This is a genomic window from Burkholderia sp. BCC1047, assembly GCF_902833155.1.
GTDB lineage: Bacteria > Pseudomonadota > Gammaproteobacteria > Burkholderiales > Burkholderiaceae > Burkholderia > Burkholderia sola.
In genome coordinates this window covers 142463-153691 of record NZ_CADFEH010000016.1, presented here as the reverse complement: position 1 = coordinate 153691, position 11229 = coordinate 142463, and the positions used below count along the sequence as shown (strand labels likewise).

Here is an 11229-nt window from a genome sequence, read left to right as displayed (position 1 = left end):
TGAACTGACCCCACGAAGTTGGACGGTTGAAGACTAGGTGCCCAAGGGCTGAGTCCTGTATTGCACGGGACTCAGCCCTTTCAACTTGAGCTTAATGCGTTCGTGGTTGTAGTAGTGGATGTAGCGCTCGAGCGTGTCGCGCAAATGCTCCACGCAAGTGAAGCGATGTCCCCTGTAGCACTCGGACTTGAGCGTGCCGAAGAAGCTTTCCATCGCAGCATTGTCCAGGCAGTTTCCCTTGCGCGACATGCTTTGAGTCAGCTTGCGTCGCTTCAATTGCCGACGAAACGCCGGCATCCGGTACTGCCAGCCTTGGTCCGAATGCAATAACGGCCTGTCCGTGCGTTTGAGTTTGGCCAATGCCTTCTTCAGCATGCTGCTGACCAACTTGAAGGTTGGACGTTGCTCCATCTGGTAAGCCACGATCTCGCCGTTGTATAGATCCATCACCGGCGACAGGTACAGCTTCTGCCCGCCGACGTTGAATTCCGTCACGTCCGTCACCCACTTCTGGTTGACTTGCGTGGCACTGAACTGACGTTGCAGCAAGTTTGGGGCGGCCTGACCGACCTCACCTCGCCAGGAACGATATTTCTTCGGGCGCACCAAGGACTTCAGTTGCAATTGCTGCATCAGCCGCTGCACGGCCTTGTGGTTGACGAGATGCCCGGCTTGCCGAATCGCAGCGGTGACGCGCCGATAGCCGTAGCGGCCCTTGTGATGGTCGAACACCGTCCGGATCTTTGCCTTCAAATCGGCGTGGCGATCCTCGGCGTTCAGCGTCCCGAGCTGGTAATAGAACGTGCTGCGCGCCAAACCAGCCACCTTCAGCAGGGCCGCTACCGGATGGTGCTCCCGCAGTTCTCGCACTATTTGCGTTTTTTCTTTTGCGCTGCCTGCTTCTTGGCCAGCAGCGCATCGAGCTTTTTTAAGTACGCTACCTCCGCGCGCAGATACTCGTTTTCCTTGAGCAATTCCTCGCGCGAGCGTTCGTCCGGTTTGTCGGATTGGGTGGGTTTCGGTGGAAGCGAAGCGGTCATCTTTCGGGGGCGTCCTCGTCGGCGAGGGGACAGTGCATCGATACCACCCTCATGATACAGGCGCTCCCAGCCTACAACGCAGCCGGCGCCGCGAATGTCGAACAAGGCCGAGACCTGACCGTACGACAACTCATCTCTCCACATGCGCCGCAGTACCGACAGCTTGAACTCCGCATCGTAGTGCGTGTGCTTCTTGCGTAATCCCGCACTGCCATGCTCCCGGTAGCTTGCGACCCAGCGCCGGATCACCGTACGCCCCACGCCGTGCCGGGCAGCCAGCGACTTGATGCCAATTCCGCCGGCCAGATACTCGTCAACGATGCCTTGTCTGAACTGCTCGTTGTACTTCGTCATGTAAAACACCCCAAAGGTTGGACTAGTGTCCAACTTTTGGGGTGCAGTTCACGCGGAGCCTCTTTTTTTTCGTCACGCGCACTTCATACGCGCGCCCGACTATTCGGCGAACGCTCCATTGCGGACGTGCGGCGCCGTAAGCGATCCGTCGGCAATCCACAACATACTTTTACAGTCCACGCACGGGCTTTCCGCTACGCTGCGTGCATCGCGCGTGGCATGCCGTCCGGCATGCGCGTGCGTCGTTCCGGTGGCGCGCGGCGAGCGCGGCCGGCCTGTACGTAACTTGTGTATCCGGCGATGACAAACACGGTCCGCCGGTTTCTTTCGTGGGACGATGCGCTCACGATTTTCTTGAAAGGGGATGACGATGGGTATCCTGAACGTCGTGGGCGAAATCGCCGGCGCAGTGGCCGCCGTCGAAGGCGTGGAAAAGGTGGATCCGGATGCGGGCCTGCTGACCAAGGCGGCCGCGGCCGTCGCCGGTTTCAAGGGCGCCGAGGCGATCGAAGGCCTGCTCGAGAAGAAGGACGAGCAGCCGCAGCAGGCGGACGATACGCAGGCGACGGACGGCAGCGACACGTCGCAGGCATGAGCATGGCGGCCGGTCCGGCCGCGGGCGCGCCCTTCGCGCGCCTGGGCCGACCGGTGCCGCGCAATCGGCAGGTCGGGCATGCGGTCGATCGGTGACGCATGGCACAACCGCCAGCCGGTTTGACCGGCGAGAGGCCACGTCTCTCGCCGTTTTTTATTGGACGCGCGGCACGCACCGCGCGCCGCACGAATCCCCGAATCTTGCTATCGTCACCCCATCCGAACTGCGATGAGGGAATGCGATGGATTTCGACTACGACCTGTTCGTCATCGGCGCCGGCTCGGGCGGCGTGAGGCTCGCGCGCCTGTCCGCGTCATACGGCGCACGCGTCGGCATAGCGGAAGAAGAGCAGATCGGCGGCACCTGCGTGCTGCGCGGCTGCATCCCGAAGAAACTGCTGGTCTACGCATCGCACTACCCGCACGAAGTCGACGACGCGAAGGGCTTCGGCTGGACCTTCGGCGCCGGCACGCTCGACTGGCCCGCGCTGATCGCCGCGAAGGATCGCGAGATCAACCGGCTGAGCGACATCTACATCAGCCTGCTGCGGCAATCGGGCGTCGACATGCACGCCGGCCGCGCGACGCTCGTCGATGCGCATACCGTCGCGATCGGCGCGCGCACGATCCGCGCGCGCCACATCGCGATCGCGACCGGCTCGCGGCCGTCGTTGCCGCCGCGGCCCGGCATCGAACATGCGATCACGTCGCGCGAGGCGCTGTCGCTCGAGACGTGCCCCAAGCGCATCGCGGTGGTCGGCGGCGGCTATATCGCGGTCGAATTCGCGGGCATCTTCAACGGCTTCGGCAGCCACGTCGACCTGTTCTATCGCGGCGAAAAAATCCTGCGCGGCTTCGACGACGACGTGCGCCAGTTCCTGACCGACGAGATGACGAAGCAGGGCGTCACGATTCATCCGCGCGCGGTGATCGAATCGATCGAGCGCGCGGACGACGGCGCGCTGTTCGTGCGTGTCGGCGACGCGCGGCACGGGCCGTACGATCAGGTGCTCTATGCGACCGGCCGCGTGCCGAACGTCGACGGGATCGGGCTCGAGCAGGCGGGCATCCTGCTCGATGCGCGCGGCGCGATTGCCGTCGATGCGTATTCGGCGACGTCGGTGCCGTCGATCCATGCGATCGGCGACGTCACGTCGCGGCCGCAGCTCACGCCGGTCGCGACGCGCGACGCCGGCTTGCTCGCGCGTACGCTGTTCGGCGGCTCGCGCGTGGCGGTCGATCACGCGTACGTGCCGTCGGCCGTGTTCAGCCAGCCGGAGGTCGCGACGGTCGGCCTGACCGAGGCCGATGCGCGGCGCACGCTCGGCGACGTCGACATTTACCGCACGTCGTTCAAGGCGCTGCGCCACACGCTGTCGGGCCGCGACGAGCGCACGCTGATGAAGCTCGTCGTCGCGCGCGACAGCCAGCGCGTGATCGGCGCGCACATGGTCGGCCGCGACGCGGGCGAGATCATCCAGGGCATCGCGATCGCGATTCGCGCGGGCGCGACGAAGACGCAGTTCGACGACACGATCGGCATTCATCCGACCGCGGCCGAGGAGTTCGTGACGATGCGGCAGAAGGTGGGCGACTAGCGGGAAGCGGGCGGTCGCGTTTTCAACGCGGCCGTATTTCGCGGGCGTACGCCGCTCAATGCACGCCGAACGCGTCCAGCAGCCGATACCAGCTCATCGCGAGCACCAGCGCCGGCGTGCGCAGCGCCTCGCCGCCCGGGAAGTCGCGATGCCGGATCTTGTCGAACAGGTCGAAGCGGCTCGCCTGTCCGTCGATCGCCTCGGCGATCAGCTTGCCCGCGAGCGCGGTCGTGTTCACGCCGTGCCCCGAGAACCCCTGCGCGAAGTAGGTCGTCGGCGTGATGCGGCCGAAATGCGGCGCGCGGTTCATCGTGATGTCGACGAAGCCGCCCCACGCATAGTCGACCTTCACGTCCGCGAGCTGCGGGAACGTCTTCAGCATGTCCGCGCGCATCGCCGCGGCGAGATCGCGCGGCTCGCGCGTCGAATAGCTGACCTTGCCGCCCCACACGAGCCGCGTGTCGGGCGCCGGCCGGAAATAGTCGAGCACGAAGCGGCTGTCGCAGATCGCCGCGCGCGCGGGCATCAGCGCGGCGGCGCGCGCTTCGCCGAGCGGTTTGGTCGCGATCACGTAGGTGCCGACCGGCATGATCTTCTTCGACAATGCGGGTGCTAGCGTGCCGACGTAGGTGTTGCACGCGAGCACGACGAAGCGCGCACGCACGTTGCCGCCGCTCGTCTCGACGACGTGGCCGCCGGACACGTCGCGCACGCGCGTCACGCAGCTGTCCTCGTGGATGCGCACGCCCGCGTCGGTGGCCGCCCGCGCGAGGCCGAGCGTGTAGTTGAGCGGGTGGAGATGGCCGCTGTCGGGGTCGTACAGGCCGCCGCAATAGCGCGCCGATTGCACGTAGTCGCCGAGTTCTTCCGCTTCGACGAAGTGAAAACGGTCGTAGCCGAAGCGCTTCGCGGCTTCGTCGCGCCAGCGTTTCAGCGCATCGGCGTCGCGCTCGGTGTTCGCCGCGGTCAGGTAGCCGGGCACCAGCGCGCAGTCGATGTCGTGCCGCGCGATGCGCGACTTCACGAGCGACAGCGTTTCGAGCCCCATGTCCCAGATCCGCTTCACGTCGCCTTCCGGCATGAATTGCGCGAACGTGTCGATGTCGCACGCGAAGCCGCCGATCAACTGGCCGCCGTTGCGGCCGCTCGCCGCCCATCCGACCCGCGACGCTTCGAGCACGGTGACCGAATGGCCTCGCTCGGCGAGGTTGAGCGCGGCGGACAGGCCCGTGAGGCCCGCGCCGATCACGCATACGTCGGCGTCGGTCGAGCCGGCGAGCGGCGCGTGGCGGGTCGTGTCGTTGGCGGTCGCCGCGTAGTACGACGCGACGTGCGGCTGGTTGGCGAATGTCTGCATGATGAGGAGGGCGGAGTGAGAGGGCTCAGAACAGCTCGCGGACGCGGTGATACAGCATCCCGAGCTCGAGTGCCGGTTGCCGCCATGCGTCGCCGCCGGGAAAGCGCCGGTGACGCACGCGTGCGAACAGATCGAACGCGCGCGTGTCGCCCGCGATCGCGCCGGCGACCGCGCGTCCGGCGACGCCGGTGAGCGCGACGCCGTGCCCGCTGAAGCCTTGGACGTAGAAGAAGTTCGGATCGATCGCGCCGAAGTCAGGCGCGCGGTTGCGCGTGACGTCGACGAAGCCGCCCCACGCGTGCTCGACGCGCACGTCGCCGAGCTGCGGGAACACGCCGACCATGCGCTGCCGGATCGCTTCGGCGAGCGCGGCGGGCGACGCGCCGGCCGAATTCGCACGGCCGCCGAACAGCATCCGGTCGTCGGCCGACAGCCGGAAATAATCGAGGAAGAAGTTGTTGTCGCACACGGCTTCGCGTCGCGCGATCAGCGCGTCGGCACGCGCGCGGCCGAGCGGCTCGGTCGCGATGATGTACGACGCGATCGGCGCGATGCGCGCGGCGGTCGCGGCCGGCAGCACGCCGCCGGGGCCTGCGTTGCAGCACGACACGACGAAGCGGCAGCGCACTTCGCCGGACGGCGTGCGCACGACGGGCCGCGCGCCGCGCACGACGTCGAGCGCGGGCGTGTGCGCGTACAGCGCGACGCCGTCGCGGCGTGCGGCATCGGCGAGGCCGAGGCAATACTTGAGCGGATGCAGGTGGCCCGACAGCGGATCGTGCACGCCGGCCAGGTAGCGCGTCGACGCAATGCGCGCGTGGATCTCGCCGGTATCGAGCCATGCGAGCGACGGGTGGCCCCAGCGCGACGTCGCGGCATTCATCCACGCGCGCAGGTCGTCGACGCGGCGCGGCTTCGTCGCGACGGTCAGGTAGCCGCGCGTGAAGTCGCAGTCGATCCCGTAGCGCGCGATGCGCTCGGCGATCAGCGCGACGCCGTCGAGCGACAGCGACCACGCGGCGCGTGCGCCGTCCGCGCCGAGCTGCTGCTCGATCACCTCGTCTTTCGCGAAGCCCGCGATCGCCTGGCCGCCGTTGCGGCCCGACGCGCCCCAGCCGGGCCGGTGCGCATCGATCACCGCGACCGACAGCCCGCGCGCGCGGCAGTCGAGCGCCGTCGACAGGCCCGCGAAACCGGCGCCGATCACGCAGACGTCGACGTCGATCGTCTCCTCGAGGATCGGATCGTCGGCCACGGGCCGTGCGGCCGTGGCTTCGTAGTACGAGTCGCGCGCGAGCGCCTCGGCGCGGCGGGTGAAAGACTGCGTCATCAAACCGACTCCCTCGACAAGGCTGCGACCAGCGCGCAGCCGGAAAACGGCGCGGGACGCCGTGCGTGCGGCACGGCGCCCCGCGCGTGCCGCATCAGAACGAATAGATGAACTGCGTCGCGAGCAGGTCGTTGGACTTGCCGTACGACCCGTCGTTGCGCAGGAACACCTTGTTGTTCGCCCAGTCGTGCCGGTATTCGACCTTCACGGTGATCTGCTGGGTCGGATAGAACAGCAGGTCGAGCGCGACGTCCTGGCGCACCGCGCCCTTGCACTCGAAGCCCAGGCCGCCGCCGGCCTTCGACTGCGCGAGGCAGTCCGCATCGACGCCGAAGCCGTTGCTCGGGTCCATCCCGTTGCCGTTCAGCGCGATGCCGCCGCCGCCGCCGCCGTTCTTCGAGTTCGCGAGCAGGTCGTAGCGCAGCGTCACGCCCATGCGGCCGACCACCGGTGCGTTGAACTTGCGGTGCGCGAGCAGCGACAGCCCGTACCACTGCGCGAGCCCGCCGTTGAACGCCGCATGCTGCTGCCGGCCGTAGTCCACTTCGGCGTTGTACTGAATATCGGCGAGCGTGTAAGTCGCGTCGAGTTCGCCGAAGAAGAACGAACCGTAGCCGCTCGGCGCCGCGCCGCCCGGGCCGTAGTGGACATTGCCCTGGTCGTCGATCGCACTCGACAGCGTCTGCCGCCCGATGTTGAACGACCCGCCTATATCGAGTGCGCTCGACCACGTGTAGTCCGCGCGCGCGGTGAAGGTCGGCACCTTGTTGCTCGTGGTGATCGGGTCGCCGAGCGCATTGGTGCCCGTCTGCGTGACCGAACCGTACGTGCGGTACTGCTCGTTGCCGAGGAAGAACTTCCACGCCCAGGCGCCCTTCGTGTAGTTCGCGCCGACGCCGACGTAGCTGCCCGGATCGGAGAAATCGTACAGCAGGTTGTGCGTGAGCGTGAGCATCTGGTTCGACTGCTGCACTTCGTAGCCGCCGAAGCTCGGGATCAGGCCGGCGACGAGTGTCGTCTCGGCGGTGATCGGCACGTTGATGACCGCGGTGTTCAGCAGGTTGTCGGTGATCGAGCCGCGCGAGTTCTGCAGCAGCGTGATGCCGTTGCCGCGGTTCGGCATCAACGTGATTTCGGCCGACGGCGCCATCGGACCGACGCCGAACGTCTTCTTGATGTCGAGGTAGAGGTCGCCGAACGTGCTGTTGAAGTAGTTGTATGCGTTCTCGTGGTTCGCGAACAGGAACGACGACGTGCCGGCCGCGCGGTTGTAGATGTAGGTCGGATCGATGTAGCCGGTGACCGACAGGCCGGCGAGCGGGCCCGTGGTGGCCGCGTCTGTCAGCGAGTCGACCTTCAGCTGCTGGTTCGCGATCTGCTGCTTCATTTCGCTGACCTCGTCGTTGGTCAGCGTGGCGCGTGCGCGGCCGTAATCCGGCGAGCCCGGATCGGCGGCGACCGCGACCGCGTTGCCGCCCCCGGCCATGCCGCCGCTCGCGCCGGCCGTCGCCGCCGTCGCGCCGCCCGGCTTCGCGGCGAGTTGCGCCTGCATCGCCTTCATCTGTTTCTGCAGCGCCGCGACCTGCGCCTGCAGCGCCTTGATTTCGGCGGAGGTGGAACCGGCCAGCGCGACGCCCGGCAACGCGCCGGCCACCAGCAGGCAGATCAGTTTCTTCTTCATTGCGGATTCTCCTAGTCGTGCGCCTGTCAAAACGGGATCGAATCGCGCGCCCCCCCTGGGGCAGCGCGTCATGCTTGTCTGCACTGCTTGTTATCGTTGAAGGAGGCGAGCGTTCAGGCCATCGCGAACGCGGCCTTCAAGTCGGCCATCCGGCGCCGCTCGCGCGCGATCATCATCCGGTTCACGACGATCACGCCGATCGTCACGGCCGTGATGAACAGCGTTGCCAGCGCGTTCATCTCGGGGTTCAAGCCCAGCCGCACGCGCGAGAACACGACCAGCGGCAGCGTCGTCGAGCCCGGCCCGGACAGAAACGCCGACAGCACCAGATCGTCGATCGACAGCGTGAACGACAGCAGCCACCCCGACAGCAGCGCCTGCGAGATCAGCGGCAGCGTCACCACGAAGAACACCTTCAGCGGCGTCGCGCCGAGATCGAGCGCCGCTTCCTCGAGCGACTTGTTCATCTCCTTCACGCGCGACTGCACGATGATCGCCACGTACGACACGCACAACATCACGTGGCCGATCCAGATCGTCGCCATCCCGCGACCCTTCGGCCAGCCGAACATCTGCTCCAGCGCGACGAACAGCAGCAGCAGCGAGATCCCCTGGATCACCTCCGGAATCACCAGCGGCGCGTTGATCATCCCCGTGTACAGCGTGAAGCCCTTGAAGTGGCCGAAGCGCGCGAGCACGAAGCCGGCCCACGTGCCGATCACGACCGACGCGGTGGCCGTCAACAGGCCGATCTTCAGCGACAGCCACGCGGCGGTCAGCAGCTCGTCGTCGTCCAGCAGCGCCGCGTACCACTTCAGCGAGAAACCCGACCACACCGTCACCAGCTTCGATTCGTTGAACGAGTACACGACGAGGCTGATGATCGGGATGTACAAAAACAGGAAGCCGAAGGCGAGAACGCCCGTCGACAGAGGTTTGCTCGGCTTGATCATTTCGCGTCCTCCAGTTCCTTGACCTGGTAGTACTGGAACAGCGCCATCGGCACCAGCAACAGCAGCACCATCGCGACCGTCACCGCGGACGCCATCGGCCAGTCCATGTTGTTGAAGAATTCATCCCACATCACGCGGCCGATCATCAGCGTGTCGGCGCCGCCGAGCAGTTCCGGAATCACGTACTCGCCCACCGCCGGGATGAACACCAGCAGGCTGCCGGCGATGATCCCGTTCTTCGACAGCGGCAGCGTGATGCGCGTGAACGCGACCCACGGTTTCGCACCGAGGTCGTACGCGGCTTCGAGCAGCGTCAGGTCCATCTTCACGAGGTGCGCATAGAGCGGCATCACCATGAACGGCAGGTACGAATAGACCATCCCGATGTAGACGCCCGCATCGCTGTGATAGAGCCGCAGCGGCGTGTGGATGATGCCGAGCGCGATCAGCGTGTGGTTCAGCAGGCCGTCGTCCTTCAGGATGCCGATCCATGCGTACACGCGAATCAGGAACGACGTCCAGAACGGCAGCATCACGGCCATCATCAGCACGTTGCGGCGGTTCGGCTCCGAGCGCGCGATGTAGTACGCCATCGGATAGCCAATCAGCAAACACAGCACCGTCGACACGGCGGCCATCTTCAGCGAGCTGAGGTAGGTCGCGACGTACAGGTCGTCCTGCAGCAGGAACGCGTAGTGCGACAGCTGCAGCGCGAAGTGCACGACGCCGTCCTTGAACTCGACGAGCGACGTGTACGGCGGGATGCCCATCACCTGGTCGGCGAAGCTGATCTTCAGCACCAGCACGAACGGCAGCGCGAAGAACACGGCGAGCCACAGGAACGGCACGCCGATCGCGACGGTGCGGCCCGACGGCAGCAAGCGCGACAGCGCGGCGAACTGGCCGCGGCGGGCGTGGCCCGCGCCGGTGCGTGCGGCGCCGGTCGACACCGGCGCGGAAGGCGTGGAAGCGGAGGTTCTCATCGCGGCGTCCTCACTGCGTCAGCACGACGCCGCTGGCCGGCGACCACGACACGAACACGTCGTCGTTCCACGCCGGTGCGCCGTCGTTCATCAGGTGCGAGCTCGACAGGTTCGACACCACCGTCTTGCCGCTCGGCAGACGCACGTGGTACAGCGAATAGCTGCCCATGTACGCGATGTCGGTCACCACGCCGCGCGCCCAGTTGTGCCGCGCGCCCGGCTTCTCGCGCGACACGTGCACGCGCTCCGGGCGCACCGAGATGCCGACCGGCATCCCGAGCGGACCGGTCACGCCGTGGCTCACGTACATGCGGTTTTCGAGGTCGTCGCTTTCGACGAAGATGTGATCGGGTTCGTCCTCGACCACGCGCCCCTCGAACAGGTTGGTCGAGCCGATGAATTCGGCCGAGAAGCGGCTGTTCGGGTATTCGTACACTTCGCCGGGCGAGCCGATCTGCACGATCTTGCCTTCGCTCATCACCGCGAGGCGGCTCGCCATCGTCATCGCCTCTTCCTGGTCGTGCGTGACCATCACGCAGGTCACGTCGACCTTCTCGATGATGTTCACCAGTTCGAGCTGGGTTTTCTGACGGATCTTCTTGTCGAGCGCGGACATCGGCTCGTCGAGCAGCAGCAGCTTCGGGCGCTTCACCAGCGAGCGGGCCAGTGCGACGCGCTGCTGCTGGCCGCCCGACAGCTGATGCGGCTTGCGCTTCGCGTACTTGGTCATCTGCACGAGCGCGAGCGCATCGGCCACGCGTTCCCTGATCTCGTTTTTCGGCGTACCTTCCTGCTTCAGGCCGAACGCGACGTTCGATTCGACCGTCATGTGCGGGAACAGTGCGTACGACTGGAACATCATGTTGACCGGGCGACGGTACGGCGGCAGCGACGCGAGGTCCTCGCCGTCGACGAAGATCTTGCCCGAGGTCGCCATTTCCAGCCCGGCGAGCATGCGCAGCAGCGTGGATTTGCCGCAGCCCGAGCTGCCGAGCAGCGCGAACAGCTCGTTCTTCGCGATCGTCAGGTTCACGTTGTCGACGGCCGTGCTGTCGCCGAATTTCTTCACGACGTTTTCGATGCGCACGAACGCGTCGTTTTGCGTACGCGGCGCGGCGGCCGGTTGGGTCTGGCGTGCAGCAGCGGAAGCGGGTATCGATTGCATGGGAGTCACCATTCGTTCTTCACGGATTGCAGGCGTGAGCGTCCCCACGCGAGGCGCGCAACGCGACTCGCGAGCAACGGCTCGTGCCGGATGGAACAGCGCGCGTGGCGCGCGGGCGGACGGAGGTCCGCGAATGTCAGGCGGGCAGGCGTGCCGCGATGCCTGCGCCGCCGT

General features: G+C 66.3%; 9 protein-coding genes. 2 read left to right on the top strand and 7 right to left on the bottom strand.

The genetic code is table 11. The features are described 5' to 3' along the window. Positions 1-33: 33 nt before the first annotated feature. Positions 34-1394, bottom strand: a protein-coding gene (locus HWX55_RS18370) for an IS3 family transposase (protein ID WP_175976745.1) whose coding sequence is annotated in 2 segments (ribosomal slippage) — positions 34-932 and positions 932-1394 — 1362 coding nt in all. Because the reading frame shifts where the segments join, the coding sequence is not laid out codon by codon here. Positions 1395-1764: 370 nt separating this feature from the next. Here HWX55_RS18370 and HWX55_RS18365 point away from each other — a divergent pair. Beyond that, the gene (locus HWX55_RS18365) at positions 1765-1989 is read left to right on the top strand and encodes a hypothetical protein (RefSeq protein WP_050014343.1); all 225 of its coding nucleotides are present in this window, start codon (positions 1765-1767) and stop codon (positions 1987-1989) included. Positions 1990-2230: 241 nt separating this feature from the next. Further along, a complete protein-coding gene (gene gor, locus HWX55_RS18360; RefSeq protein WP_175976744.1) occupies positions 2231-3586 on the top strand; it encodes a glutathione-disulfide reductase in 1356 nt (451 codons plus the stop codon). A gap of 55 nt (positions 3587-3641) precedes the next feature. Here the strand turns inward: gor and HWX55_RS18355 are convergent, their stop codons facing one another. The 6 genes from HWX55_RS18355 to potA all read right to left on the bottom strand — a co-directional run bounded on the left by HWX55_RS18355 (position 3642) and on the right by potA (position 11055). Then, the gene (locus tag HWX55_RS18355; RefSeq protein ID WP_175976743.1) at positions 3642-4943 is read right to left on the bottom strand and encodes an FAD-binding oxidoreductase; all 1302 of its coding nucleotides are present in this window, start codon (positions 4941-4943) and stop codon (positions 3642-3644) included. A 25-nt stretch (positions 4944-4968) separates the two neighbouring features. After that, positions 4969-6273, bottom strand: coding sequence for an FAD-dependent oxidoreductase (locus tag HWX55_RS18350; protein WP_175976742.1), 1305 nt, complete (start codon positions 6271-6273; stop codon positions 4969-4971). A 94-nt stretch (positions 6274-6367) separates the two neighbouring features. After that, entirely contained in the window at positions 6368-7954 is a 1587-nt protein-coding gene (locus tag HWX55_RS18345; RefSeq protein ID WP_175976741.1) for a DUF3138 family protein, read from the bottom strand. 113 nt (positions 7955-8067) lie between these two features. Further along, positions 8068-8907 (bottom strand): ABC transporter permease subunit, encoded by an 840-nt coding sequence (locus HWX55_RS18340; RefSeq protein WP_175976740.1) that lies wholly within the window; start codon positions 8905-8907, stop codon positions 8068-8070. Beyond that, on the bottom strand, positions 8904-9890 hold the full coding sequence (locus tag HWX55_RS18335) for an ABC transporter permease subunit (RefSeq protein WP_175976739.1): 987 nt from the start codon (positions 9888-9890) through the stop codon (positions 8904-8906). Before HWX55_RS18335 ends, HWX55_RS18340 begins: the two co-directional genes overlap by 4 nt. 10 nt (positions 9891-9900) lie before the next feature. After that, entirely contained in the window at positions 9901-11055 is a 1155-nt protein-coding gene (potA, locus tag HWX55_RS18330) for a polyamine ABC transporter ATP-binding protein (RefSeq protein WP_175976738.1), read from the bottom strand. Positions 11056-11229 lie beyond the last annotated feature (174 nt).

Coding starts and splice junctions, on each gene's coding strand:
- HWX55_RS18350 (WP_175976742.1), bottom strand. CDS start 6,273: ATGACGCAGTCTTTCACCCGCCGCGCCGAGGCGCTCGCGCGCGACTCG.
- gor (WP_175976744.1), top strand. CDS start 2,231: ATGGATTTCGACTACGACCTGTTCGTCATCGGCGCCGGCTCGGGCGGC.
- HWX55_RS18355 (WP_175976743.1), bottom strand. CDS start 4,943: ATGCAGACATTCGCCAACCAGCCGCACGTCGCGTCGTACTACGCGGCG.
- HWX55_RS18365 (WP_050014343.1), top strand. CDS start 1,765: ATGGGTATCCTGAACGTCGTGGGCGAAATCGCCGGCGCAGTGGCCGCC.
- potA (WP_175976738.1), bottom strand. CDS start 11,055: ATGCAATCGATACCCGCTTCCGCTGCTGCACGCCAGACCCAACCGGCC.
- HWX55_RS18335 (WP_175976739.1), bottom strand. CDS start 9,890: ATGAGAACCTCCGCTTCCACGCCTTCCGCGCCGGTGTCGACCGGCGCC.
- HWX55_RS18345 (WP_175976741.1), bottom strand. CDS start 7,954: ATGAAGAAGAAACTGATCTGCCTGCTGGTGGCCGGCGCGTTGCCGGGC.
- HWX55_RS18340 (WP_175976740.1), bottom strand. CDS start 8,907: ATGATCAAGCCGAGCAAACCTCTGTCGACGGGCGTTCTCGCCTTCGGC.